The following is a 26,699-nucleotide window of genomic DNA, read 5'->3' on the forward strand; positions in this document are numbered from 1 at the left end:
GAATATGCCAGCCTCTGCACCATCCCTACGCCAGTATGAACTGGATCAGGTTCAATGGGTCACTGCGCTGCATCGCCAGCAGTATCTCAGCCCCTTGTCGGGGCTCCCCAGGTGATTGATTGAAGGGTTACAAGTTATGCAGGGGGGGTGTCAATCGGTAAGCGTCCCGGCTACCTTGCGAATTGTACCGAAAGAGCGGACTTAGAGAGAGAAGGGGAGGGCTCCGAACGGCTCGAGAAATCCGGATTTGTCCCGCATCTGTAGTGCCAGTACTGTCAACGCTAGGCTATAGCTCCAGATCTTTTTCCAAAGCTCTTCGTTCTATGATTGTCTTTCTTCGTTTGTGCGAAAAGATCTGCCCGATCGACAAAAACTAGCATTTCTCGCTTTCATCCCGGGCGATTGGTCCAAAAGCTTTTTTTGCGTTACCAGCCTGCGGGAATTTTTATCGTTCTGAACTTAAGCTCTTGGCAGTTTGGTTCATGTCAAGGTAATGAGAGACAGCTCCGAAGGCGCACTAAGCCAACGTGCAAACCCGATCCAAAGCGCAGTTCCATTGCAGACATGTAGAGAAATGCTATCTGAATAACCCCTGACTTTGGACGAAATATCGTCTTGAGGCAATGACGAAACAGGATGAAATTGAGCACTGGTTTGTCCGATGGCAGTCCAGTGCACGGCAAAGAGCAATCATGCGTCAGGCGTAGGAGATGCGTGCTGTCTGGCTCCGTAACAGGGCGCTGTCAGTCTACCGCCTAATTATCCGCGCGATCCGCCGATGGTTCTGATATGACAGCATAAATACGAAAAACTTTGATCGACACAAGATGACCGACGAAGAGGACCGTCCATCACCCGAAGCTCTGCTGGAACAGACCCACAAGGATGAGAGGGGCAAGCTCAAGATCTTTCTAGGCGCCTATCCGGGCGTCGGAAAGACCTATGCCATGCTTCAAGCCGCGCAGGAACGGCAGAAGGAAGGGCGGGACGTTATTGTCGGCATTGTCGAAACCCACGGGCGCGTGGAAACCGAAAACCTCTTGCGCGGTCTTGAAGCATTGCCGCGCAAGAGGCTTTTGCATCGGGGCCGTGTCTTTGGGGAAATGGATATTGATGCGATCATCTGGCGCAAACCGGAAATCGCCCTTGTGGACGAACTGGCACATACCAATGTGCCGGGCAGTCGTCATGAAAAGCGCTATCAGGATATCGATGAGTTGCTTGATGCCGGGATTGATGTCTATACGACGCTGAACATCCAGCATCTTGAAAGCCTGAACGATATTGTCGCCCGGATTTCACGTGTTCGCGTACGCGAAACCTTGCCCGACAGTTTCCTTGAAAAAGCCAATGAAATTGAACTGATCGATCTGCCGCCTGATGATCTTTTGCAAAGACTGCGCGATGGCAAGGTTTATGTCATCGATCAGGTGGGGCGCGCGCTCCGGCATTTCTTCAGCAAGGGTAATCTGACCGCCCTTCGCGAACTGGCGATGCGTATTGCTGCTGAACGCATTGATGCGCAGATGCTGGAATATATGCGCACCCACGCGGTCAGCGGCCCATGGCCGACGCAAGAACGCCTGATGGTGTGCCTGAATGAAAGTCCGGTTGCCAAAAAGCTGGTCCGCACGGCCAAGCGGATGGCAGAGCGCCAGCGCGTTCCCTGGATCGCCTTGCATGTGGAAACACCACGTGACGACCGGATGTCGAATGCCGAAAAGGATGGCTTTTTACGCATGGGATTCTGTGTTGTCGCCAAAATGACTATTCATTTTGATAGGCAGAATTTTGCCGGTTTATCTATGCATTCTTTTGGGAGGTAACTATCGCAGGGAAGTCAAAGTCCGCACTGCATGTGCGTCGGAGATCCGAATTGTTTCCTGCTTTGTTGGTAGCGATTGTAAGTTTGAGAATGATCTGACGTAGCAGGTTTACTGCGCTAGGATCTCGAGACCATACGGTAAGTTTCGCCAAGAGGTTTTGATGACGCTCCACAATGGCATGTAGTTTTTTGGGAGGCGCGTTGTTTGCGAGGGCTCGTTTATGGTTGGTGAGGTCGAGCTTAGTACGTTGAATTTGTTCTGCTTTGTCGTCGAAGAATGCGCGTATTTCAGTTGAACGTGCATCTGGGCCTAGGGCATCGATAACCTTGTTGATGCTGGCGCGAAGATCTTCGAGATGCTGAGTCAGGCGTTCAATCTCGCGTGCGTGATGAGCGCGTACTTGCTGTATCTCCTCGCTCTCAAAATGCTCGATGATCTTTGCCTCATCCAGTTCAGCCACGGCATCCAATACTAGCTTGATGATCTCGTCATAGTGAAGGTTCCTGTTCGCGCAGCCTTTGACAGGGCAAGAATAATGCTTCGCATAGGTCGCTGTGATTTTCTGATTGTGCTCCCCGCAATAGAGTTTGCCGCCAAACACTGCATTGGCACGCTTTTTCGTGGCAGCTTGATTGCGACGCCATTCCTTTGAACGGCGAATGGATGTCTCGCGCTTCTCCTCCTCTGTCATCACAGTGGGTATCATTTTGCGCTGAAGGTGCTTGCTGGATCGTTCATCAAGAGCCTTCTGGACCTTTGCAAAAGTCTGATCGTCAATGATGGTCAGTTCGGGGATAGGGACTGTGATCCATTCCTTTTCCGGGCGCATGATTGATAGGCGTTTGCCGTTTTCTGGATGTTTACGGTATTGCATTTTGTTGAAGGTAACGATGCCGTTGTAGAGCGTCTGGCGAAGCATTCCTGTTTGTCTAACAAACGAGCCAACAAGGCTTGATGGTGCCCATTTCCCGCCTTTGGGAGAGTCAATCCCGCGCCGGTTCAGGTCGTCACAGATGTGCTTTAACTTCCTGCCTTCGGCGTAATATTCAAATATCTCGTGAATGATTGCAGCTTGCTCGTCATTAATCTTGCGCTTCCCTCTGATCGGTTCGCCAAATTCGTCAAGGGCATGCACAAGGTCGTAGCCGTAGAGTTGACCGCCCGGCACACCGCCACGCAGAACAGCAGCGATCACGCCACGGTGGGTCTTGTCAGATAGATCCTTGAGATAAAGCGCATTCATGGTGCTTTTCAGACCGATATGCAACTCGTTGATTACTCCATCTGTGACGGTCTCAACAGGAACACCCAAGAACATCATCTTTTTGAAGAAATTGGCAGTGTCAGCCTGGTCTCGACTAATGCGGCTCAAGTCCTCGGAAACGACACCTTCAAATCGTCCGTCTAGCGCCGCTACAAGAAGGGCGCCGATGCCTGGGCGGTTTGCAATGTGAGAACCTGAAATGCCCTCATCAAAAAACACGTCGGCAACTTGATAGCCTTTGACGCTACAATATTCTCGGCAGCGACGGATCTGATCCTGTGTGCTGGTTTCCTGTTTGTCCGTTGAGTGGCGGGCGTAGATTGCTACATGCACTGATTGTATCCTCGAAGGTTGGATCAGATTGATTACCTTTCGGGATTGCTGGTGCGCAAGGGTAAAACAGCGATTTTTCTTAAGGGTAGGTATTTAAGAAAATACTGTAAATACAATGCACTGCATGTGATTGCATAAGAGTGCAGAAGATTGCACGAAAACGCAAAAGATTGCATGATGGTGCACGAGATGGCACAACTTTCACCTGTCGTGACGGGGGCAGGATAGGTTTGGTGGGCCCACCAAACAGCCCAAACGGGCTTCCTGCTTATTCGCTGTGCTCAACGTGGTCAAAGCGAATTACTGCCCAATATTTGTTGGAAGCCTTGGTTCGAACGTATTCTGCCGCCTTGCGTGGCATGGTATGCGAGTACCTACGGCTTTGGTGTTTGCGAAGTCAGGCTGAAAGTTGCCTCGGTGTATTGATCAAGTAACCTTAAATATGCTGAAATAATCTTGATTTGTTCTTGCGATGCAGTTGTGCTAAACACTCCATGATGTTGCTAATCAACATCATGGAGTGTTAGTAATCATGCTTTTTACGACCGGGCAACTCCGTTCGACATTCAGTCTCAGTAAGCAGCAATGGCGTAGTTATCGTGAAGCGTTATCGCCGTTGGCAAAAGACTACGGTCGAACAGGTTGTTTCACGGCAGCTGATTTACTGGCCACCAGTGTTGTGCGCAAGGTTAGTGCATCTTTGTCTGTGCCATTGCCTGTTTTCACACCTATCGCAGAGCCACTGTTTGAGCTATGTGCTGAACACCCGTGGCCACAACTTGAGCGGTCTCATTTGGCGATTGACTTTGAGTGTCCTAGTGTCGAGCTTGTGGATCGGGAGACCTGTATAACTACAACTTCTGTTGCTTTGCTAATCGAGTTGAAGCCACATATCCTTGAACTCCGTGAACGCCTGATTCCTGGTATTCCTAATCCACAGCGCGATCTCGCCTTTCCTCCAATGATTGCTAGGTCGCGCCAATGAGTTTACTCGATATCATCGAACATGAGTCGGCCAAACTTGGTTATCACGACCAAACTTTAAGACGTAATTACTCGTTTGGTAACGTTTGGGGTGAGGGTAATACGACCTGCACCGTGCCGCTCGCCGCATTCACGCAAACACCGCCTTCCTACCGTTCCGCAGCTTTTGCTGTGATCGAGGCATTGGAGGAGCCTGCAGGTGAGACTATTCTGAGATACCGGGCCCTCGGAGCTCCAGTGTTCTTGGCAATCGAGCCTAAGCAGATTTCCGCGTGGCAAGTATATGCTGATAAGTCGCCGCAGAAATTCGCTGAATTCGGACTTGACGCGATTCCCAATTTCTTTGCTGAAAGACGTGAAAGCTGGGCACCTGATCGCATACATCGAGCCAAGTCGATTGGGCGTATCGAGCCCAAAGCGCAACTAGACTTTGTTGACTTGGGGCTGATGCCAGCAATCGCTGGAGAAATTCATCTAAAGCTTGACCGATTGATCCGTGAAGCAGTGGCCGACGCGCGCGAATTCAACGGCGATGATGCCATCCGCATCCTATTCCGTGGTGTATTCCGATTACTTGCTGCAAAAATTTTGATGGATCGGGAACATGATCGCGCTCAAAGCTGGAATGCTGGAGACGTGCGGTCCGTTCTCAATGCAATGGACAAGTTCTACAAGCTAGGCAATGTGTCGCAAGCTTGGTCAGTGTCGGCTATAGCTGCTCTCGAACCCGTATGGAGAACCTTCTGCACGGGCTTCAACGTTGCCAATATTTCTGCTGATGACCTTGCCTACGTCTATGAATCCACGCTTGTAACGGACAGAGCTCGCGCGGAGTTTGGAACGCACAGTACTCCTCGGCACGTCGCGGATTACATTGTTGGGCGCCTCAAATTATGGGAGTTCTGTACAACTCCCCCGCTAGTCATTGAACCGTTTACTGGTGCGGGTGTCTTCCTCGGCTCGGCGCTTCGATTTATGCGCGATGCGCTTCCCGCCGATTGGGATGACAAGAAGCGACATGATCTTTTAGTTAAGCATATTGGAGGGGCTGAGATTGAGCCCTTCGCGTGTGAGGTGGCAAAGCTATCCCTTATTCTTGCTGACTATCCTAATGCGAACGGATGGGTGATTGACGAGGCCGATTTGTTCAAAGCTGATAAGCTCCAAAATTGCCTAGATGGGGCAAGTGTGGTGCTTTGCAATCCGCCTTTTGAAGCGTTTAATAGTGATGAGACGGAAGCCTATCCCGAAGCCGTTGAAGTGAGCCGGTCAAAGGCGGTTTATGCTCTTGAGATGGCATTGCGTGCAGAACCCGATATGTTGGGATTCGTGCTACCTAACACGGTTCTGGTCGATAAGAAGTACCATAAGCAGCGCATAGCGCTCGAAAGCTTATATCGCGAAATTGAACTAGTTTCGTTGCCTGATGGCATCTTTAACGTGTCGCAGGCAAACAGCGCATTGGTTATTGCGCGAAAGGCGTCGAATAGAAGAGATCAAGTAATCCGTTCCACGGTTGTCTTAGACGGCGATAAGAAGGAATTCGCTGCGACAGGCCTCCCTTCTTTGGAGCGAGAGCGTTCCAGGTCTCTGCCTGACTCTCCTTCTGGCGAACTTTGGATATATCCCTCTCAGGATTTATGGGACCGCTTCCAAGAGTTGCCAAAGCTTGGGGCTTTTATTAAAGGAAGTTGGGGGCTTAGATGGCATTCAGGACAAAGAGGGCGAACCAGCGACGAACCTGGTCCGGATAGAGAACTCGGCTATCAGGACAGTTCAAGTATTCATCAGTACTTACTGGAAAACGCGCGATGGATGGATGTCCGACCTAACCAAATTTTTGCTGGAGCTAACCTAGCTTGGGACGAGCCCAAAATTTTGTGTAACGCTACGCGCCTAAGCCGAGGTTATTGGCGACTAGCGGCTGCAGTAGATCGCTTGGGCCGCCGGGCGACGCAACAGTTCATGGGCTTATGGCCTAAGCATGGTGTCGAAATCGATCTCGATGCTTTGGCAGCGGTCATCAACAGTCCGGTTATTAATGCGTTCATGACTGAGCATTCGTTCGATAAGCGGTTCCGGATCAACAAGTTGGCAGAGGCGCCGATACCGGAAAAGTTTCCTACTGAACTCGGGGATCTTAGTCGCGCATATGCTGTTGAAGCCAAAAGTGGTGCTGATCCAGAGAAACTGGCGAGCAAACTCTCGACAATCGACGCGCTGGTTTTAGATGCATATGGGCTTACGGAAGAAGAACGGAAGGGACTGTTGTCTAAAATGGGTGACGACCGCCCGGTGATAGATCGAGCATTGAGTAGGCGATGGGTCAAGCATAAGCGAGATGATAGAGATCATATGCCAAGCTTGTTCACATCCGATGCCGTAGAACACGACCAAGGGGATGGTCTTGGGCCAATTGTCTCTCATTCTTTGGGAGAGAGAGTGTTGGCAGAAGTTACCGTACCAATTCCTGTCAGTGATTGGGCGGGACAGGTACTTGACGCTTCGACTATCGAAAATAGGTTTGTTCTTTCGAGTGAAGAACTAAAGCGCTTGGAGGTTGATGGTAAAGTTATCGCACTTAGTGATAACTCGGGTCAGCCGGTCTATCCCGAAGAGCAATTTACGAAAGGTAAACCAACGCCGGGTTTGGGGTTAGTTGTTAGGAGTGTGGGCAAGCCAAATGTGGCATGGCTTTGGTTGCGGTCACCTTGTTCGGCGATCAATGAAAAAAAACCACTAGAGCTGTTAAAGGCGGGAGCTCTTGATCAGGTCCTTGAGTTAGTCAAGCGTGATTTTGGCTGATAATGATAGTGGGGGGAGAACTGCTCGCAAGTCAGATTAAGCTCTTTGAGTTTTCGAACTATGTTCGAATTATTCCGTCACTTTATGACAAGAGCCCACTTGGATGCGCAGCAGGAGTTTCACGTTTCGGTGGAGTGAGCAAAAAATTTTCGACCCTCTATGCTGCTCGCAACCTTGCCACTGCTCTCGCGGAAACAGTTGTGCGTGATCGATTTGAAGGTGTAGAGGATCGTCACCTCTTTACTACCGAACTTGCTGGCCGGTCTGCGGTGCAGCTGCGCACGATAAAGCCGTTGAGGCTTGTAGACCTGCGCAGCGGGGGGTGTCTAAGGCTTGGTATATCGACTGATATTGCAGGAGCAAAATGCTTCAATGAAGCACAACAATTCTCGGATATTGTTTACACAGAAAAGTCCATCGATGGTATTCTGTATGCATCTCGGTTGACGAATGAAAACTGTGTCGCGGTTTTTGATCGCGCAATCGTCACTCATCTCGCGAGTAATAAGGTCGCGCCACTGACCACGCTCGTAAACATCGGTGACGCGCTTAAAAATCTCAACATTAAATTAATTGCTTAGTTAACCTAATTGGCCTGCCTTTATAGACATTGATCTCTGTCTGCGAGGAGAGCGATAGCGTGTTTCAGTCCAGCCTAAACGAACGAATACATGTGGTTCTAAAAGCTATAAGGACGGCGAAAGTCATCTGCTGTCGGATTGTAATTTAGTTTTTTGTTCTTACTCGGGTCTATTTTTGCGGCTCCCAACATCTCAATATGTGCCATGATTAATACAGTGGCGAGGGGATCTTGATGAGCTTCCATCAACAAAAACATCTTCCAGCTCCGCAAGGCGCGAGTCATTAGGCTACGGTGATGGGGTAGAATTTTCCGAGTGCCAAGATAACGTCGCCATAGGGCGGGGGTATGTCGATGTCGGACAAGCGGTCGGGGTTTGTAGTGTTGTGGCGCTTTGTAGTTTTGTTTACTTTGTCGTTCCTCAAATCGCCCAAATCGCTCTTCAAGCTTATTCTTACTACACGTTCGGTCCAACTGGCTAACCTTCATCGCTTGACCATCAGAGCTCATAAAGACCATACCGTTTCCACGTAGCTTGATGCTTATGTCGTACCCAGCGAGAACCTCGTGCGCTTCCTGCCAGTTCTTAGCGGCGCTTAAACCTTCCAATATCTCTTCGCGATGTTTCAGTACATGCCGCTGGAATGATTCCTGCCATGTGTGGGCCTCGTAGTTCCTTGCTGCTGGTGAGAGCTTGTTCTGATCGCGCTGCTTGCCATCGGTAATGCCGGGATCAATCGTGAGGCCATACTTCTTCTCCATCTCGCGCGAGACCTTGGCGAGGATCATAAAATCCCGATGCGGTGTAATGACCTTGAGCGTTTCCGGATGCACCTTGTTAAAGGCTATATGCATGTGGAAATTTTCGGTGTTGATGTGTGTTCCGGCTACCCGCTGATGATCTGCGTAGCCAAGTGCCTTGGCATATTCCGCCTCGATGGCCATCAGATCATCTTTGGTTAGTTTATCCTGATCACCAGGCCGGAACGAAACAACAAGGTGATAGGTCTTATCGGCAATATCGGGCTTTTGACGACGAACTGCTTCAATCTCCAGAAGGGCCAGATCGAGATCCTCGATATTTGTGCCGGCATCGCAATTGCGGATCCAGAACTGATGGAGTTTCTCGCCTTTTTCCTCGGCTGCGGCGATGTATTCTCCCAGTCGCGTGTAGTTATCTGGCACCCCTGACTTTTTGCCAATCTTAGTCGCGATCATGCCTTGGCCTGTTTTCGTTTGCCCGGCTGAAGCTGATCGTGGATCTCTCCAATGACGGTCTTCAGCTCTGATTGGGTTGTTTCAATTTCGCGGATAAGATCATCGAACTTTTTGAGGAGATCTGCTGACAGGGGCTCATCAAGTGCGAGCTTGAAAAGGTTCCCGAGCCTTGCCTGGTCAGCGTTTACCTTGAGCAAATCCCGAATGCCTTGCCATGCGGCAAAGTCGCTTGCACTGGGCAGCTTGGTGTTCATCAATAACCGTTTGAGCAGTTCCGAGCGCGACAGACGCATCTGACGGGCAAGCTGATCAATGCGCTCTTTCTCGTCATCGTTTAGATAGGTTTTGATAACGTGGCGTTCGGTGGCCATGGCATGTTTCCAGTATCGATAAAAAGGTGCCGGTGGCGTTCATAGCGCCACCGGCCCAAGGGTAGAGAAGCGGGATCAGATGGCCAAGCTGGCAGCCTGCTGCTCGCGCCCCCGTGTTATGGTTCTGGACTTCGGTTTGGTCAGGCCGAGCTGTTCGGTGACAAAGCGTTTCAACGCCTCAATCCCGCGTTCCCGATGGATGTCGTTAAAATCGGTCAGACCTTTGGCTTTTTCCTCATCACTGAGATCCGGACGCAGGATACTCGCACCGGTCAGTTCAGATGCGCGTTCAGAACCCTTGATCCCGGCATTGATCTGTTTGGCGTGATCGTCATCGGCGGCAATTACCAGGGCGCAATCCGGATGCTTTTTGTGAAGTGCCTCAGCCACCGGTGCCAGATTGCCGGAATCAAGGGCTACGACGACCGTCAGCCCGCTGGCCATATGCAGGCTTTGTCCGGTGGAATAACCCTCGGTGACGATCATCGGGCCTTTGGGATCGCCCTCGATCATATGCATCAGGCCACGTTTTTTTCCGTCCTAGAGATACATCTTGGTGCCTTCGGGATGGATGGTTTGGATGTTTTCAATGAAGCCTTTGTCATTGGCCATCGGCATCAGAAGGTTGCCCGACTGATCAATGCGCAGATCCCCGGCAGGCACCTGTTTGTTCTGCAAATAGGGGTGATTGGCGGGTGCTGGTTCGGCATTCTGGAAAATCCCATAGGCGCGTTTGGCCACGGCGCGATATTGCGCACGGAGTTCCTGCTCTTGGGCCGCCTTGCGCGCCGCTGTTTCGGCTCTCGCCTGTTCCAGCTCCTTGGGATCGACCTTGGTTCCGGTTGCCACCCATTTGACCGGATCTTGCCCGGATTTGTAATTGGTGATGTTGCCTGCAGGAAGCCCTGCGAGGAACCCGCGATAGGAACCGCTTTTCTGGCCCTTGTGGTCTCCTTCTACAGCAACCCGATGCCATTTGCCATCCATGGTCGGTGGCCCATCGAGGATCAGGCCGTTTTCCTTCAACGCTTGGGCAAATTCCTGTTCCGGGCTGATCTTGGGCTCTGGGGTTTTGGCTTTGGTTTCCTGCCAGCGTTTGAAGGGTTCAAGCTCCATATCGTCCCGCGCATACCATGCCTTGGCACGACGATCCCATTTTGCCCCGAGCGCCTTGGCCTCATCCTTTTCACTGAAGGGCACATTGAGATAGATGCGTTTTGCGGCGGTCCCTTGAGAAAGGACTGGCGTTGATTCCTTCTGATCGGGAGCCAAGTGTTGATCTTGCGCCAGTTTGAGATTTGCATGCGGATCGAATGGCGCTGTCAGGCGTCTGAGCAGTCCGTAGGCTCTTTGCTGGGCAGGAATATACCAATCAGGCTTTTGCCCTGATCCTTGCGTTTGTGGACCATCAATATCCCAAAGGGCGGATAGCAGTTCTTGATGTTTCGGAGATCGCGCGGCCTTTGTTGCGAGATCTGTCAGAACGGCGTGCTTGCCAGGCAGACCCGTCTGCTGCGGATTGGAAGGACTGTTAATGTCCAAGGACCAATCAATTTTGCCAAAACGCTCCGCCAAAGAGGCGACGTTTTTATGATCCCCGTCCGGTCCCAAAATCGAATAGGCCATATTGTTCCAGTTGGCCATCTCGGCAGATTGCCGAAGGAAACGAACCAAATGATCGGTAGACAGATCCGAGGACAACAACCGCTCCTTGAACTGATCGGCGGGCAACAATTCGGTGTCTTGCCGCGAACCGGTCAGCACCAATGAATCCTGTATTCGCATGACCCAAAGTGTTGGATTTGCGACAGGATGGTTCTCAAACATCTTCTCGATGGCGCGTTGACGCTTTTCGGCCATGCTATCGATAAAGGATTGCTGCTTTGACACAGACTGAGATTTCTCTGCACTTTGTTGTTTGATCGGGGTAAGGGACTGGCGCATCTCGGGCTCCATGATCCAGGTGCGAATGTTTTCTGCATCCCGCGCAGCGGTGAACAGCACATTGCGATCTTCCTTGATGGCTTTCATCCAGGAGCCGACATAGGCGGCGTGGCGTTCCGGATAGTGGCCAAGGCCAAGCTCGGTGGTCAGCATGTAGCTTGCGATCTCGGCCCGCAGTTCTTCCTTGGCGTAAACTTCCGAGCCAAACGGCCCGAACGCGCGGGCCATCCGCGATCCATGACCCGTGGCGTGGCCCAGCTCATGCAGGGCGGTGGCGTAATATTCATACTGGCCTTTGAAGGCCGCCTGATGGGGTATGTGGATCTCATCTGTCGAGGACCGATAAAACGCCCGGTCATTCTGATCATGAAAGATCGGCACATTGCGTTGCTTGAGAATTTGTTCGGCTCGTTCGACCGGGCTGAAGGTCGGTTCGGGCGCGATGTAGGGGGCAAGACCGTCGATCTGTTCAGCATTAAACACGACAGCATGAAACACCCGTGGCCGGTCCAACCGCACATCGCGGGTTTTCGCAACACCCTTTCCGTTGAGGACCGGCTTGCCATCGTCATCGAGCGCATTCTGGCGCTCGGACTATTTCCAATATTCGATTATGGTGCCTTTTTCGCCCTCTCGAAGTTGTGCGTTTTGGGGCGCGACTATGATGATATCTCATCCATCGGTGATCGGATCGCCCTCTTCTATATGGCCAAGCAGTTTTTAGATGAACTGATCGAGACAGCTTTTCTTATCATCTATGGTTCGAGCTCACCGCGTCAGCTGTAGGGGCTTTATTGTCTGTGAACACCTTGGACTTGGATGGCGTGGCATCGCTTTATAATTAGATGCGGAAGGCGCTAGTTGGTTCGGGAACTCGGTTGGAAGATGTTAGGGTTGTGCACAGAGTGAGGTTCCTGAGCTGACATAGTTGAGTTAAAAAAAACACCCCCAGCCACAAAGCCGGGGGTGTTCCTCTCTCAGAGCCCAAAAGCTCCAATCAAAATCAAACTAGCGTCTTAGCGTCTCAAGCGAGATCAAACCGATCAGCATTCATCACCTTGGTCCAGGCCGCCACGAAGTCTTTAACGAACTTCTCCTGGTTGTCGTCCTGGGCATAGAGCTCTGCATAGGCCCGCAGGATCGAGTTTGAACCAAACACCAGATCAACGCGGGTGGCGGTGAATTTGGTGTCGCCGGTTTTGCGATCGACGATGTTATAGAGGTTCTTGCCCGCCGGCTTCCAGCTGTTGCCCATATCCGTCAGATTGACGAAGAAGTCGTTGGTCAGAACACCTTCGCGGTCGGTAAACACGCCGTGTTTGGTGCCACCATAGTTGGTGCCAAGAACACGCATGCCACCGAGCAGAACCGTCATTTCATGGGCGGTCAGGCCAAGAAGCTGTGCGCGGTCAAGCAGCATTTCTTCGGGCTGAACAACATAGTCCTTTTTCGCCCAGTTGCGGAAACCGTCCGCCAGCGGTTCGAGCGGCTCGAAGCTTTCGGCATCGGTCATCTCGTCGGTGGCGTCACCACGACCCGGTGCGAACGGAACGGTGATGTTGAAGCCGGCATCCTTGACGGCCTTTTCAACCGCAGCCGTACCACCCAGAACGATGAGATCGGCAATCGAGACTTTCTTGGCAAGGCCGGCCTGGATGCCTTCGAGGGTGCTAAGAACCTTGGCAAGGCGGGCCGGTTCGTTGCCTTCCCAATCCTTCTGCGGGGCGAGACGGATGCGGGCACCATTGGCACCACCACGCTTGTCCGAACCACGGAAGGTACGGGCAGAATCCCAGGCGGTGTTGATCAGCTCGGCCGAGGTCAGGCCGGACGCCAGCAGCTTGGCCTTGAGATCGGCGATTTCGGCGTCTGAGAGGGTGTAGTCAACCGACGGGATCGGGTCCTGCCAGATCAGGTCTTCGGCCGGAACGTCCGGGCCGAGGTAGCAGGCTTTCGGGCCGAGATCACGGTGGGTCAGCTTGAACCATGCACGGGCAAAGCAATCGGAGAAATATTCGAAGTCATTGTCGAATTTCTCGATGATTGCACGATAGGTCGGGTCCATTTTCATGGCCATATCGGCATCGGTCATGATCGGCATGCAACGGATTGACGGATCTTCGACGTCAACAGGCATGTCTTCTTCCTTGATATTGATCGGTTCCCACTGATGGGCACCGGCCGGGCTTTTCTTGAGTTCCCACTCATAGCCCAGAAGAAGCTTGCAATAACCGTTATCCCATTTGGTCGGATGGGTGGTCCAGGCACCTTCGATGCCCGAGGTCACGCTGTCACGGCCGATGCCGCGCGTGGTGTGGTTGTTCCAGCCAAGACCCTGTTCGGTGATGTCAGCCCCTTCGGGAGCTTCGCCCAGAAGGGCGGCATCGCCATTGCCATGCGTTTTACCGACGGTATGCCCCCCAACCGTCAGAGCGGCGGTTTCTTCGTCATTCATTGCCATACGGGCAAAGGTTTCGCGCACCTGGGCGGCGGTCTTGATCGGGTCAGGCTGCCCGTTGACACCTTCCGGGTTCACATAGATCAGGCCCATCTGCACGGCGGCAAGCGGGTTTTCCATGGTTTCGGGTTTGGTAACATCGTCATAACGGGAATCAGACGGTGCCAGCCATTCCTTTTCCGCACCCCAGTACACGTCTTTTTCCGGATGCCAGATATCTTCACGACCACCGGCAAAGCCAAAGACTTTGAGGCCCATCGATTCATAAGCCATGGTGCCGGCCAGAATGATCAGGTCAGCCCAGGAAATCTTGTTGCCATATTTCTTTTTGATCGGCCACAGAAGACGGCGTGCCTTGTCAAGGTTGGCGTTATCAGGCCAGGAGTTCAGCGGGGCAAAGCGGATATTGCCCGTGCCGCCGCCGCCACGGCCATCGGCCAGACGGTAGGAACCGGCAGAGTGCCAGGCCAGACGGATCATCAGACCACCATAATGACCCCAGTCCGCCGGCCACCAGTCCTGGCTGTCGGTCATGAGGTTTTTCAGGTCGGTTTTGACGGCGTTGAGATCAAGTTTCTTGAACTCTTCTGCATAGTTGAAGTCCTTGCCATAGGGCGTGGATTTGGTGTCGTGCTGATGCAGGATGTCAAGATTAAGGGTTTTGGGCCACCAGTCGGTGTTGGTGGTGCCGGTCTCGGTCATGCTGCCGTGCATTACCGGACATTTCCCTGCGGTATGTTTTCCGTCCATTTTTCTCTCTCCGTAGTGGCTGAGATGTTTTTAAAACAGCTCCTTGACCCGTTTCGTTTTGCGCCAAAGGCGACCGGGGCAAAACAGCAAGTCCTGATCTGCTGTTTCATGTCGCCTTATGGTTGGGTTCCCTGAGATGTGATTTAAACAAAACCAGTATGAGTGCGCCAGTATTTCTACGTGAAGCTTTCATGTTGCAGATAATGTTCAACTCAGAGATCGCAACGAACGTGGTCACAAATTCCGAAACCATGGGTTTCCCCATCGCTTTGAAGAGCCTAACAATTTGATGCGTAATAGGTGAAATAGTTATTTTATGTATCTTTGATAGCTTTTTTCGATTTCTTTGGGCGGCGGGGCCAAACCGGTGGCACAGGCCGTGACAGACCGTGACATTCGGCCAAAAGCAGTTAGACTGGGCTAAGTCATTTGCCTGAAGGGCTTTTTTCAGATGCCCGGTTCAGGCACACATCACCGATCATTCAGAATGGATAGCGCGTATATGTCTCATTCCTCAAAAGGGGCCATTTACATGGCCGCGACGGCCAATCTGTTGATTGCTGTGGCCAAGTTTGCCGGGGCGGCGATTACCGGTTCTGCGGCGATGATGTCCGAAGGCATCCATTCGCTGGTCGATACGGGCAATCAGGGGCTTTTGCTTTTGGGGTTGAAGCTTTCGACCCAGGAGCCTGATGAACGTCATCCGATGGGCTATGGCAAGGAGACCTATTTCTGGTCGTTTCTGGTTGCGGTGATGATTTTCGGATTGGGGGCCGGTGTTTCGATCTGGGAAGGGGTGGACAAGATCCTTCATCCCCATGCGCTTGATATCCATGTGGTGGCATCGTTTGGCGGGTTTGATATCCGGACATATCACGTCGTGTTTACGATCCTGATCATTGCCATGGTGCTGGAAGGGGCAGCGTTTCGCACGGCCTATCGGGCGTTTCGGGCCCAGAACCCCGACAAGACGATCATCAAGGCCGTGCATAGCAGCAAGGACCCGACGGTGTTTGTCATCCTGTTTGAGGATTCAGCGGCCTTGCTTGGTTTGCTGGTGGCGTTTGTCGGGATTGCGGCGGCCTATTTGCTTGATATGCCGGTGCTTGACGGGCTGGCATCGGTGATGATCGGTCTTATTCTGGCAGTCACGGCGTTTTTCCTGGCGGTTGAGTGCAAGGGGCTTCTGATCGGGGAAAGTGCCAATGCGCAAAGCCGCGAAAAGATCGCGCGGATGGTTGCGGGCATTCCGGGCATTTTGGGGGTGAATGAAATCATCACACTGCATCACGGACCGCAAAGCGTGATTGTCTGTGTCAGTGTCGATTTTGATGACAAGATCGGATCACCACAGGTCGAAGCCGCCGTGTCGCGGCTTGAGATCGATATCCGTGCTGCCATCCCCGAAGTATCCAAGGTATTTATCGAAGCCCAAAACTGGAAATCGCATCAAAGCCTGCTTGATCCCGATGTACCGGCCCCGCAGGTCTGAGATCGGGATGGTCGCCGCGGCGTTATGCATTTGAGAGCGTGCGCGGCGATTTCCTGCGCGATGGATTGACCATTCATCCGCCCAATAGTATGAGGAATGCAAACGGGCGGCATTGATCCCGGTTCGGGACCTGTGCCGACAAGCATTGGAGGGCAGGGCGTTGACGGCTTCATCACATCATTCGGGCATCCCGGCCCAGGCACCAAGCTGGATCGCGGTTGACTGGGGCACATCGAATTTGCGCGTCTGGGCAATGGATGATAGCGCTAACATCCTGGCGATGGCGGAAAGTCCGCTTGGCATGAATGCGATTGCCGGGGACGATAAACTGAGCTTCGAAGGGGTTCTGATCGGGCTGATTGACCGTTGGCTTGACCCGGCGATACGCAATGTGCCGGTGGTGATTTGCGGCATGGCCGGGGCGAGGCAGGGATGGCTTGAAGCCCCGTATTGCGAGGTGCCGGTTGCACCGTGCGATCTGGCATCCGGGGCGGTCAGCCCGACGGTGGCCGACCCAAGGGTGGCGGTTTCGATCCTGCCCGGATTGTGTCAGCGTCCCAAAGGCGTTGGCGAAATATCGGGCGATGCCGACGTCATGCGCGGCGAGGAAACCCAGCTTGTCGGCTTTATGAACCAAAACCCGGATTTTGCCGGTTGGGTATGCCTGCCCGGAACCCATTCGAAATGGGCGCGGGTTGCGGACGGGAAAATCACCGCCTTTCGGACCTATATGAGTGGGGAGGTCTTTGCGCTTTTGTCCCGCCAATCAATCCTGCGCCATTCGGTTGGCGATGATTGGGATGATGCGGCCTTTGCCGGGGCGGTTCGGGCAGCAAAAACGCAACCCGGCAGCTTTTTGCATCAGCTGTTTACCGTGCGTGCCGCGGGTCTTGTTGCCTTGAACAGCGCAGACGTCCCGTCCGGGGCGGCGGTTTTGTCGGGCAGTGTGATCGGTCTGGAAATTGCCGATATTCTGGACCGGTTGCAAGATGGTGAAACCATTGCACTGGTCGGTGCAGGCAAGCTTGCATCCCTTTATCAGGCAGCACTGGCCGTGCATGGCCAAACTACGCTGGCGATGGATGGCGGTGCCATCACCCTTGCCGGATTAAGCCAAGCCTATCAGACCTTATCGCACGCATCACAAAGGATTTAAGACCATGGCACCATATGTTGCAGAACAGATTACCGATGCGCGCAGCGGCAAAAAACACCGCCGGCTGATTGCGATCCTGCGCGGGGTTCAACCCCATGAGGCGGCCGATATGGCGCGCGCGCTGGTCGATGCCGGCATCAGCATGATTGAAGTGCCGCTTAATTCGCCAGAACCCCTTAAAAGCATCAGCGCGATGAAGGAAGCGGTCGGGGATGCGGCGATGATCGGGGCAGGGACCGTTTTGACGCCCGATGACGTGGCCAATGTCAAAAAGGCTTCGGGTGAGTTTATCGTTTCGCCCAATTGCGATATCGAGGTGATCGCCAAAACCAAGGAACTTGGCATGGGGTCCTGGCCCGGTGTGCTGACGCCAAGTGAATGCTTTGCCGCCATCAAGGCCGGGGCAGACGGGCTTAAAATCTTTCCGGCCAGCATCATTGGTGCTGATGGCATCAAGGCCATGCGCGCGGTTCTTCCGGCACAGATGCCGGTTTATGCGGTCGGGGGTGTCGGGCCGGATGATTTTGCAACCTATGCCAAGGCCGGGTGTGACGGGTTTGGTCTGGGGTCGGGGATTTACAAACCCGGCATGTCGGTGGCCGATGTTTCAAAGGCGGCCCTTGCCTATGTCGCGGCACATGATGCGGTGTTCGAGGCGTGATCAACCGGTGATTTTGCAGATGCCGGTGATCTGGATTAATCGTTCCAGATCGTGGAACGGTGTTTGACCCGACGGCCATGCCCGGTCTAAATTCCTGCCATTAGACGAACTCCAAGATGGGAGGATCCATTGGATCTGGGAATTAAAGGCCGCAAGGCTATTGTATGTGCCTCGTCCAAGGGGCTTGGCCGTGGTTGCGCCATCAAACTGGCAGAAGCCGGTGTTGATCTGACGCTTAATGCACGTTCCGAAGGGCCGCTGAATGAAACGGCGGAATATATCCGTGATACATATGGCGTGAATGTCACGACGGTTGCCTGTGACATCACGACCGAGGAAGGCCGCAACAAGGTCCTTGCCGCCCAGGGTGCGCCCGACATTCTGGTCAATAATGCCGGTGGTCCGCCCCCGGGCATCTGGTCCGATTGGGGACAGGCCGAATGGGAAGCCGCGGTTCAGTCAAACATGCTGACGCCGATCCTGCTTGCGACCGCGGTTCTGCCGGGCATGATTTCGCGCAAATGGGGCCGTATCGTCAATATCACGTCGGGTTCGGTCAAATCGCCGATCCCCCATCTTGGTCTTTCGAACGGGGCGCGCGCCGGTCTGACCGGTTTTGTTGCCGGAACGTCGCGCCAGGTCGCCAAGGATGGCGTGATCATGAACAACCTGCTTCCGGGGCAGCATGACACCGACCGCATCAACGCCCTGATGACCAACAAGTCAAAGGCCGAAGGCATCAGCCTTGATGAAGCGCGCACCAAAACCCAGGCTGGCCTTCCGACCGGTCGTTTTGGTGATCCGCTTGATTTCGGTGCGACCTGTGCCTTCATGTGCAGCGAGCATGCGAAATTCATGGTTGGGCAGAATATTCTGCTGGACGGTGGCGCGTTTAACTCCACCCTTTAATTTGCCCCATATGGGCTGCAAATGGTCGCTTTCTGTGCTTCCCGTGCTCATGTACTTTGGTACGCTGCGCGCCGGTTCTCGAAAGCGGCCATTTTCGTCATGCGAGGCCGCGAACCACAACGCACCTGATTTAACACCGTATTGAAACAGCTTCGGAAATGGCGTCATTCACCTTTGTCTATGTGCTGCGTGAATTGGGGTTTGATCCGGCGGCAAATGTCCGGGTCAAGCTGCCCAGGACTTATGTCGGCTGGTCAACCGATGTTGAGGCGCGGTTGGTGACGCATAATAGCGGCAAAGGGGCCAAGACCACGCGCGGGCGGCAGTGGGAGCTGGTTTATGTTGAACGGTTCCGCACCTTCGGTCAGGCCATGAGCCGGGAATGGCACCTTAAGCGGGACCGCAAATTGCGCAAGATGCTGGCGGGTGGCTAGCGCGGTCTATCGGGCTTGACCCGGCTGTTGTGCGGCGGAAACTTTGATGTCGGGCAAGGGAACGGATGCCAAGCAATGCAATTGCTGCAAGGCGCCCGGCCAAAACAGGGCTTGCATCATTGCGCCAAGTAACAGATATGTTCTTGCAATCAATCCATTGAAACCGGGGTAACACCAGATATGGCATTCGTTCGCAAAAACCCGCTGAAACTCAACAAGTTGCAGCTTCGCACCCTTGTCCTGGCACAGGTCATCGCCAAAGACCCGAATTCGGGCAAGATCGACGAAGCCAGCGGTGAGGCAACCCTTCTGCGTGTGCCCCATGCCCATGGTGACCATGTGCATGTCGGCAAATTCACCGTTGCGGCCCGTGACGCCAGCGGCTTTGAAAACCCGGCAGTCTGGGTTGCACTGACCCGCAAGGGACTGGTCAAGGAAGGTTATCCGGGCAGCATCGTTCTGACCAAGGAAGGTATGGAATACGATACCGGTCTTGGCGACCATTTCCTTGAAGAAAGCGATCACTAGGATTTCGGGAATTCATCCCCGATGCCGACAAGAAAAAGCCCTGCACAAGCAGGGCTTTTGTTTTTTTAGTGCGGCGATACGGGGCTATTTCACGCGGATGAATTTGCCGTTCTGAATTGTCACGAAATAGACGTCGCGATTGCCATCCCCATACTGATCGAATTTCAGTTCCTGATGCAGACCCATCTGCGGGGGCAGATCGGTCATCGCATTGGCCAGCTTCTGATCGGGGTGTTTGGTCTTGAGCGCGGTAAACAGAACCGTTGCCGCATCATAGGCCAGAACCGCACTGTACCCCGGATGGCGATCAAACATGGCTTCGTAATCGGCAACGAATTGCTGGAAGCGCGGATTGGTGTCATAGCGGTCATAGGCCTGGACAAGTTCCATGCCCTCGACCGCAGTTCCGCCGATTTCAATCAGCAAATCGGTTCCGGCCCATTCCGCAGCAGAAATCGGGATGTCCTTGGACAGTTTGCGGATTTCAAGGGCAAGATTGGCACTGTCGGAACTGTTGGCGACCAACATGATCGCATCGGGGGCATCATCAACCAGTTGTCTGGCGATGTCGGCATTGCTGGCCTGACTGGTGTTGATCCAGTTTTTGGAAATCACCCGGCCGTCAAGTTCTTCGAATTCCAGAAGAAATTCACGATACCAGCTGTCGGCGAATGCTTCGTTTTGACCATCAAGGGCGAAGGATACGCGTTTTCGGTCAAGCTCGATGCTGCGTTTTGCATAGGCGCGCGCATTTTCACGTGTGGTGGTGTTCATACGGAAAAGATAGTCGCGAAAACCGGCAAATTCGGCGGCCGATACTGTTGGTGATACAGTCACGATGCCCAGTTCGTTGATAACCGGCAGGATCGCCATGCCGATCGAACTGATGATGGGACCGACAATGGCATCGACACCAAGTTGGGAAAGTTCGCGGACATGCTGTTGGGCGACTTCGGGTGATTTTTCATCATCCCGCGGCAGGATTTCAATCATCCGGCCATTGATGCCGCCATCGTTATTGACTTGCTGGGCGGCAAGCTTCAGCGCATTGAGTGCATCGGTTCCGGTATCCGAACCCGGTCCGGACAATCCGGCAATGAAACCGATCTTGATCGGGCCTGACTGGTCACAGGCAACAACGAGAAAGCACGCGAAAATCAAAGCAAAAACATTCGAGACTGGCCGCATAATGTTCCTGTCGGTTTTTAAGGTCAGGCGGTATTGATCTGACGGTGCTGGACCATCAGGTCAACAGATGCTGACACAGGTTTCTTTGCAGGTCATCGTTGGGGGCGACCGGTAGTATGACGACCTTGTGTGCTACTGCCGATATGGTTGTGACGGTCGGGGACTTCAAGAAGTTACAGCGTCTTTTCCGGCCGTTAGCCGAAATCGCGACGCGCTTGCAAGACACGGCCAAATGTCGTTATCAGGCACAAGGCCCCGAAGATTGCAGCAATCTGGGGGAACCAGCCGGGAAAGACGCAAATCAGGCACAAAACAAGGATGGTTTCGCTGCCTTCGGTAATGCCGGTCAGGAAATAGAAGCTTTTTTTGCCCTGTTTGTCATGGTTGCGGTTCTGCTTGGCTGCGATGATCGCATAGGCCAGAAAACTCGACCCAGTGCCGACAAAACAGAAAATCAGAAATGCCGCCATAAGCGCATGTTCCGGACGCCCGATGGCAAATCCCAGAATGATGCCGGAATAAAACAGGAAATCGGCAACAATGTCGTAATAACCGCCAAGGTCGCTTTCCTGTGTTTTGGAGCCTGGATGGCGTGATCTTGGGGCTGCATGACGGGCAACGGCACCGTCAAGCCCGTCCATGATCCGCGACAACAAGATCATCACAAGGGCCGCGTAATCAAGCTGGACGGCAAGAAACACGGCACCAAGGACCCCGAACAAAAAGCCGATGCCGGTGATGGCATTCGGGGTGATCCCCGTGCCCGACAGGGTACGGGCAGCCGCATTAAGCGGTATGTCGATCAGCGGGCGCAGGCGGGCATCAAACATCGGGAACTCGTTTTGGTTGGTCAAGCCTGGCCCGACTATAGGGGCAAGGTTGAACAAATCAAAATCACCAGTTCGTAAGCAGTAAGATATTGATGCCCGGTCCCCCGGATATGCCCGCCGCGCGGCAAGTCAGGGGCGCAGGTCTTCCAGTCGCTGGCGCTGTTTGCCATTGGCGTCAAAATTGTCCGGTGACAGCCATGCTTCGAACCCGCTGCGAATAGCGGGCCATTCTTCGGCGGTGATGGAAAACCACGCGGTATCACGATTGCGGTCCTTATAGACCATATGGTTGCGGAACGTGCCTTCATAGGTGAAGCCATACCGGGCGGCGGCGGCGCGGGACGGGGCGTTCTGATCGTCGCATTTCCATTCGTAGCGGCGATAGCCAAGTTCGTCAAAGGCGCGCCGCATCATCAGATACATCGCCTCGGTCCCGCCAATGGTTTGCGACAATGCCGGGGAATAATTGATATTGCCGATTTCAACCGACCCATTCGCGGCATCAATGCGCATAAAGGCCGCAACGCCAACCGCCGAATTGCGGGTTTTGTCGATGATGGCATGAAGCATCGGGTCACTTTGACCCGCCATGGTTTCCAGCCACGCCTTGTAGCTGGCAAAATCGTTGAACGCATTGGTCGAAAGATAGGTAAAGCGTGACCCGTCCTGTGCCATGGTGTTGGCATCAAACAGGTGCCTGGCATCGCGGGCAAGGTCAAGCGGGCTGACGATCACATGCTGGCCGACCATGTCGCTGCGTGGCGGCATGGCGCATCCGGTCCAGTTTTCAACGGGATGGCCAACCGGTTTTCCAAAAACATCTTTGTGGGGCGAGGTCATGTTTCTTCCTGACAACGAACAGTGGAAAGCCAGATTTGCTGAAATCGGTCCCGTCGACAAGGGCCAGTTTTATCAAACCGGTAGGGCCAATCGGCGGGCTCGTGTCACTGGGTCAGGGATGTTTGATCAAGGATATCAAGGAAATGCCGATTGCGTTCATTGTCATGACAGAGCAGCGGCACGTCAAAGCGTCTAACAGGCGGAAGGTCGGCGGCAACGATGCCGTCATGCGGGGCGCCAGGGGCATTTTGCACATGGGACGGATCGGCAAGCAGCGCATCAATGCGCCCGGCCCGCAAAAGATCAAAGCCCTGTTTAAGGTTTTGCAGGGCCACCCAGTCAATCATCGTATCGGGCAGGGGTAATGGCGGCGGGGGAAATTGTTTCAGGCGACCAACCAGAACCTGATCCTTGCTGCCAAGGTCAACATCTTTGCGGGTGAACAGACGGACTTCGAAGCTTAGTGCATGTTTTGAAACGAGTTGCGGATCATCATGGGGCCAGCCACCGGTCAGAATGCAATCAAGTTCACCGGAACGATACAGATGGAAAAGCCGATCATTTGGAAGGGTTTCGATCGAACCCGACGACGTTCTGGCCTGAAGGGCGGCGGCAAGATTGCGGTTGGCCGGTGTGGTATATCGGGCCCACTGGTTGTTAAGCGATACATGCGCGCCAATGCGAAAACCTGTTTCCTCTGCCAAAAGGGGATCTGGCACAAACAGGTACAGTGCAATGGCCACAAATGACAAAAGCCATGTATCGACATCCAGACGCGGGCAAAACCGCATTGGCACCTCCGTTCCGGGTCCTGTTTTGATGTTACCTTCGGGCTGGTATTTTACAAGGTCGCAGGTGGGGCTGTAATCGGGCTGGTCTTGTGATGATTGGGGCGATGCCAGATTTCGGAGCCCGGAATAAAACAAAACCCGACAGTCGGAACTGTCGGGTTTTGTGTTGATCAAATCGGGCAGGTCATCAGATGTCGGGATACCAGGCCCCGAGAACGCCAAATTCTTCGAGTTTGGCGACAATCTGTTCGGCGGCTTCTTCTGCGCTTTGATCGGCGGTGTTGACCACGATCTCGGCATTTTCGGGCCGCTCATAGGGGCTTGAAATCCCGGTGAAATTGGCGATCTCGCCGGCGCGCGCCTTTTTATAAAGGCCTTTGACATCGCGCTGTTCACAGACTTCCAGCGGGGTGTCGATAAAGACTTCGATAAATTCGTCTTTTTCAACAAGGCTGCGGGCAAGCTGGCGTTCGCTTTTGAATGGCGAGATAAAGGAGACCAGCGTAATCACACCGGCATCAACGAACAGCTTGGCGGTTTCACCAACGCGGCGGATGTTTTCGACACGGTCCGCATCGGTAAAGCCAAGATCCTTGTTCAGGCCATGACGCACATTGTCACCATCAAGGGTGTAGGTGTGCTTGCCAAGCGCATGGAGCTTTTTCTCCACCAGGTTGGCGACGGTTGATTTGCCCGCACCCGACAGGCCGGTGAACCACAGAACGACCGATTTCTGGCCTTTCTGATAGGCACGTGCCTGTTTGTTGATGTCCATTTCCTGCCATTTGATGTTGGTCGCACGGCGAAGGGAATGGTTGACCATGCCCGCACCAACAGTCGCATTGGTGAAGCGGTCAATGATGATGAAACGGCCCGAATGACGGTTTTCGTCATAGGGATCAAAGGCCAGTGCCTTGTCCGCGGAGATATTGGCAATCCCGACTTCGTTCAGTTCAAGCGTCTTGCCCGCCACATGTTCGAGCGTATTGACATTGACCTTGTATTTAAGGTCGCTGATCTGTGCGCTTGTTACCTGTGCGCCCATCTTGATCAGATAGGGGCGACCGGGCAGAAGATGATCTTCATGCATCCAGATGATGCGGGCTTCGAACTGATCAGCGAATTCCGGTTTGGCATCGGATGCCGCCAGAACATCACCGCGCGAAATATCAATCTCGTCTTCAAGGGTCAGGGTGATGGCCTGACCGGCGATGGCTTCATCAAGGTTGCCGTCAAAGGTGACGATTTCCTTGACCTTGCTGGTCTGCCCCGATGCGGTGACAACAATTTCATCACCCGGTTTGACCCGACCCGAAGAAACAGTGCCGGAAAAGCCGCGGAAATCAAGGTTCGGGCGGTTGACCCACTGCACCGGAAGACGGAACGGCTTGTTGATCGCGTCCTGTTCGACCTGAATGTCCTCAAGATGAGCCAGAAGCGGCGGACCGGAATACCAGGGTGTATTGGTGCTGGCTTCGATCATGTTATCGCCACGAAGGGCAGATAGCGGGATCGCGGTGATCGAGCTGTAATTCAGCTGTGCTGCGAATTCGTTATAGGCAGCGACGATTTCGTCAAATTTGGACTGATCATAATCGATCAGGTCCATCTTGTTGACGGCCAGAACCACGTGCTTGATGCCCAGAAGGGACGTGATGAAGCTGTGGCGACGGGTCTGGGTCAGGATGCCTTTACGCGCATCAATCAGGATCACGGCAACATCGGCAGTCGAGGCACCGGTTGCCATGTTCCGCGTATATTGTTCGTGGCCCGGCGTATCGGCGACAATAAATTTGCGCTTGTCGGTCGAGAAGAAGCGATAGGCGACATCAATGGTGATGCCCTGTTCGCGTTCGGCCTGAAGACCATCAAGCAGCAGGGCGAAATCAATCTCGCCGCCCTGGGTGCCAACCTTGCGGCTGTCAGATTCCAGCGCCGCCAGCTGGTCTTCGAAAATCAGTTTGGAATCCCAAAGCAGACGACCGATCAGGGTCGATTTTCCGTCATCGACACTGCCGCAGGTGATGAAACGCAGAAGGCTTTTTTCTTCCTGGGCTTTGAGGTAGCCAAGGATATCATCAGCAATAAGGTCAGATTTATGCGCCATCAGAAGTAACCTTCCTGCTTCTTCTTCTCCATCGACCCGGCCTGGTCATGGTCAATCATGCGGCCCTGACGTTCGCTTGAACGGGTCAGAAGCATTTCCTGGATAATTTCGGGCAGGGTCGCTGCCTCGGACTCAACGGCACCGGTCAGCGGATAGCAACCAAGCGTTCTGAAACGTACCGACTTCATTTCCGGCTTTTCGCCCGGTTTAAGCGGCATGCGGTCGTCATCAACCATTATCAGCATGCCATCGCGTTCGACCACCGGACGTTTTGCCGAATAATACAGTGGCACGATCGGGATCTGTTCGAGATAGATGTATTGCCAGATATCAAGCTCGGTCCAGTTCGAGATCGGGAAAGCACGGATGCTTTCGCCTTTGTTGATCCGGGCGTTATAGATATCCCACAATTCCGGGCGCTGGTTTTTCGGGTCCCAGCGATGGGTTTCGGTCCGGAAGGAAAATACACGTTCCTTGGCGCGTGCCTTTTCCTCGTCACGCCGCGCCCCGCCAAAGGCCGCATCGAACTTGTATTTGTTCAGCGCCTGTTTAAGCGATTCCGTTTTCATGACATCGGTATGCAGGCTTGACCCATGGGTGAACGGACCAATGCCGCGTTCGACACCGTCCTGATTGATGTGAACAATCAGATCAAAACCATATTCGGCCGCCATCCGGTCGCGAAATTCGATCATTTCGCGGAATTTCCAGGTGGTATCAACATGCATCAGCGGGAAGGGCGGCGGTGCGGGATAGAACGCCTTGCGCGCCAGATGCAGCAGAACCGATGAATCCTTGCCGATGGAATAAAGCATCACCGGCCGTTCAAACGATGCCGCAACCTCGCGGATGATATGGATACTCTCTGCCTCAAGCTGGCGGAGATGGGTCAGATTGGGCTGCATTCTCTTTCCTGCCGATCAATCAAAACTGTGGCAATCAACACAATTTTTTGTGTTTATAATTGTATTTCACTTGGCTTTGATGGGTAATATGGAATGCGCCGCAACGCAAGTGTGATTTCTATTTTTACACAAATTTTTGTGGTCCAATTATATTTAACATTCCCCATGTGTTTAATTTATCGGCCGCTGCCGCAATTGCCAATAGCTAAAAGTCAGGCACGCCAAAGCAATCTCAGCAGGCACTGTTCATAAGGAGGGGGCCTGTCACAGGCGGATAGGTGTGACAGAAGTCACAGGAAACGCCATGCGGGAAAAGTAGCATTGC

The 26,699-nt window shown here is 53.4% G+C and carries 23 protein-coding genes and 1 riboswitch; of the genes, 11 read left to right on the forward strand and 12 right to left on the reverse strand.

What is annotated here, in order from left to right; genetic code table 11:
* Positions 1-4 precede the first annotated feature (4 nt).
* Positions 5-120, reverse strand: a riboswitch (TPP riboswitch).
* A 707-nt stretch (positions 121-827) separates the two neighbouring features.
* Positions 828-1,826: a sensor histidine kinase KdpD gene (locus WA429_RS18385; protein WP_336107724.1), complete on the forward strand. Its 999-nt coding sequence runs from the start codon at positions 828-830 to the stop codon at positions 1,824-1,826.
* On the opposite strand, the gene WA429_RS18390 is transcribed toward WA429_RS18385, so the two are convergent.
* On the reverse strand, positions 1,804-3,423 hold the full coding sequence (locus tag WA429_RS18390; RefSeq protein ID WP_287466623.1) for a recombinase family protein: 1,620 nt from the start codon (positions 3,421-3,423) through the stop codon (positions 1,804-1,806). The genes WA429_RS18385 and WA429_RS18390 overlap by 23 nt on opposite strands.
* A 532-nt stretch (positions 3,424-3,955) precedes the next feature.
* Between WA429_RS18390 and WA429_RS18395 the strand changes: the two genes are divergently transcribed.
* Genes WA429_RS18395 through WA429_RS18405 form a run of 3 tightly spaced genes read left to right on the forward strand, consistent with a single transcriptional unit; the run spans position 3,956 to position 7,793 of the window.
* Positions 3,956-4,408 (forward strand): hypothetical protein, encoded by a 453-nt coding sequence (locus WA429_RS18395; protein WP_287466624.1) that lies wholly within the window; start codon positions 3,956-3,958, stop codon positions 4,406-4,408.
* On the forward strand, positions 4,405-7,212 hold the full coding sequence (locus WA429_RS18400; protein ID WP_287466625.1) for an N-6 DNA methylase: 2,808 nt from the start codon (positions 4,405-4,407) through the stop codon (positions 7,210-7,212). Before WA429_RS18395 ends, WA429_RS18400 begins: the two co-directional genes overlap by 4 nt.
* A gap of 8 nt (positions 7,213-7,220) precedes the next feature.
* The gene (locus WA429_RS18405; protein ID WP_287466626.1) at positions 7,221-7,793 is read left to right on the forward strand and encodes an RES family NAD+ phosphorylase; all 573 of its coding nucleotides are present in this window, start codon (positions 7,221-7,223) and stop codon (positions 7,791-7,793) included.
* A gap of 98 nt (positions 7,794-7,891) precedes the next feature.
* On the opposite strand, the gene traI is transcribed toward WA429_RS18405, so the two are convergent.
* The 4 genes from traI to WA429_RS18425 all read right to left on the reverse strand — a co-directional run bounded on the left by traI (position 7,892) and on the right by WA429_RS18425 (position 11,844).
* Positions 7,892-9,010 (reverse strand): TraI/MobA(P) family conjugative relaxase, encoded by a 1,119-nt coding sequence (gene traI / locus WA429_RS18410; protein WP_287466627.1) that lies wholly within the window; start codon positions 9,008-9,010, stop codon positions 7,892-7,894.
* Entirely contained in the window at positions 9,007-9,381 is a 375-nt protein-coding gene (locus WA429_RS18415; RefSeq protein ID WP_287466628.1) for a plasmid mobilization protein, read from the reverse strand. Before WA429_RS18415 ends, traI begins: the two co-directional genes overlap by 4 nt.
* Positions 9,382-9,456: 75 nt before the next feature.
* Positions 9,457-9,900 (reverse strand): toprim domain-containing protein, encoded by a 444-nt coding sequence (locus tag WA429_RS18420; RefSeq protein WP_287466629.1) that lies wholly within the window; start codon positions 9,898-9,900, stop codon positions 9,457-9,459.
* A gap of 21 nt (positions 9,901-9,921) precedes the next feature.
* Positions 9,922-11,844: a zincin-like metallopeptidase domain-containing protein gene (locus WA429_RS18425; RefSeq protein WP_336107726.1), complete on the reverse strand. Its 1,923-nt coding sequence runs from the start codon at positions 11,842-11,844 to the stop codon at positions 9,922-9,924.
* Between WA429_RS18425 and WA429_RS18430 the strand changes: the two genes are divergently transcribed.
* Positions 11,815-12,111: a hypothetical protein gene (locus tag WA429_RS18430; protein ID WP_336107727.1), complete on the forward strand. Its 297-nt coding sequence runs from the start codon at positions 11,815-11,817 to the stop codon at positions 12,109-12,111. The genes WA429_RS18425 and WA429_RS18430 overlap by 30 nt on opposite strands.
* A 238-nt stretch (positions 12,112-12,349) precedes the next feature.
* Here WA429_RS18430 and katG read toward each other — a convergent pair whose 3' ends face one another.
* Complete coding sequence (gene katG, locus WA429_RS18435) at positions 12,350-14,533, reverse strand: catalase/peroxidase HPI (protein WP_101247773.1); 2,184 nt, start codon at positions 14,531-14,533, stop codon at positions 12,350-12,352.
* Positions 14,534-15,035: 502 nt separating this feature from the next.
* Between katG and WA429_RS18440 the strand changes: the two genes are divergently transcribed.
* The 6 genes from WA429_RS18440 to WA429_RS18465 all read left to right on the forward strand — a co-directional run bounded on the left by WA429_RS18440 (position 15,036) and on the right by WA429_RS18465 (position 19,713).
* Positions 15,036-16,025: a cation diffusion facilitator family transporter gene (locus WA429_RS18440; RefSeq protein WP_287466632.1), complete on the forward strand. Its 990-nt coding sequence runs from the start codon at positions 15,036-15,038 to the stop codon at positions 16,023-16,025.
* A 160-nt stretch (positions 16,026-16,185) separates the two neighbouring features.
* On the forward strand, positions 16,186-17,181 hold the full coding sequence (locus tag WA429_RS18445) for a 2-dehydro-3-deoxygalactonokinase (protein WP_287466633.1): 996 nt from the start codon (positions 16,186-16,188) through the stop codon (positions 17,179-17,181).
* A 4-nt stretch (positions 17,182-17,185) separates the two neighbouring features.
* Positions 17,186-17,842 (forward strand): 2-dehydro-3-deoxy-6-phosphogalactonate aldolase, encoded by a 657-nt coding sequence (locus tag WA429_RS18450; RefSeq protein ID WP_287466634.1) that lies wholly within the window; start codon positions 17,186-17,188, stop codon positions 17,840-17,842.
* A 129-nt stretch (positions 17,843-17,971) separates the two neighbouring features.
* The gene (locus tag WA429_RS18455) at positions 17,972-18,751 is read left to right on the forward strand and encodes an SDR family oxidoreductase (RefSeq protein ID WP_068518703.1); all 780 of its coding nucleotides are present in this window, start codon (positions 17,972-17,974) and stop codon (positions 18,749-18,751) included.
* A 158-nt stretch (positions 18,752-18,909) separates the two neighbouring features.
* Complete coding sequence (locus WA429_RS18460; RefSeq protein ID WP_068518702.1) at positions 18,910-19,185, forward strand: GIY-YIG nuclease family protein; 276 nt, start codon at positions 18,910-18,912, stop codon at positions 19,183-19,185.
* A gap of 180 nt (positions 19,186-19,365) precedes the next feature.
* The gene (locus tag WA429_RS18465) at positions 19,366-19,713 is read left to right on the forward strand and encodes a hypothetical protein (RefSeq protein ID WP_068518701.1); all 348 of its coding nucleotides are present in this window, start codon (positions 19,366-19,368) and stop codon (positions 19,711-19,713) included.
* 84 nt (positions 19,714-19,797) lie between these two features.
* Here WA429_RS18465 and WA429_RS18470 read toward each other — a convergent pair whose 3' ends face one another.
* The 6 genes from WA429_RS18470 to cysD form a co-directional block, all read right to left on the reverse strand.
* On the reverse strand, positions 19,798-20,874 hold the full coding sequence (locus WA429_RS18470) for an ABC transporter substrate-binding protein (protein WP_242513032.1): 1,077 nt from the start codon (positions 20,872-20,874) through the stop codon (positions 19,798-19,800).
* 221 nt (positions 20,875-21,095) lie between these two features.
* The gene (locus WA429_RS18475; RefSeq protein WP_287466635.1) at positions 21,096-21,755 is read right to left on the reverse strand and encodes a CDP-alcohol phosphatidyltransferase family protein; all 660 of its coding nucleotides are present in this window, start codon (positions 21,753-21,755) and stop codon (positions 21,096-21,098) included.
* Between the two features lie 105 nt (positions 21,756-21,860).
* On the reverse strand, positions 21,861-22,571 hold the full coding sequence (locus tag WA429_RS18480) for a GNAT family N-acetyltransferase (RefSeq protein WP_287466636.1): 711 nt from the start codon (positions 22,569-22,571) through the stop codon (positions 21,861-21,863).
* A gap of 104 nt (positions 22,572-22,675) precedes the next feature.
* Positions 22,676-23,362: a hypothetical protein gene (locus WA429_RS18485; RefSeq protein ID WP_287466637.1), complete on the reverse strand. Its 687-nt coding sequence runs from the start codon at positions 23,360-23,362 to the stop codon at positions 22,676-22,678.
* Between the two features lie 187 nt (positions 23,363-23,549).
* Complete coding sequence (cysN, locus tag WA429_RS18490; protein ID WP_287466638.1) at positions 23,550-25,469, reverse strand: sulfate adenylyltransferase subunit CysN; 1,920 nt, start codon at positions 25,467-25,469, stop codon at positions 23,550-23,552.
* A complete protein-coding gene (cysD, locus tag WA429_RS18495; RefSeq protein ID WP_242513048.1) occupies positions 25,469-26,362 on the reverse strand; it encodes a sulfate adenylyltransferase subunit CysD in 894 nt (297 codons plus the stop codon). Before cysD ends, cysN begins: the two co-directional genes overlap by 1 nt.
* Between the last annotated feature and the right edge of the window lie 337 nt (positions 26,363-26,699).

Source organism: Thalassospira sp. CH_XMU1420-2 (assembly GCF_037029325.1).
Lineage (GTDB): Bacteria > Pseudomonadota > Alphaproteobacteria > Rhodospirillales > Thalassospiraceae > Thalassospira > Thalassospira povalilytica.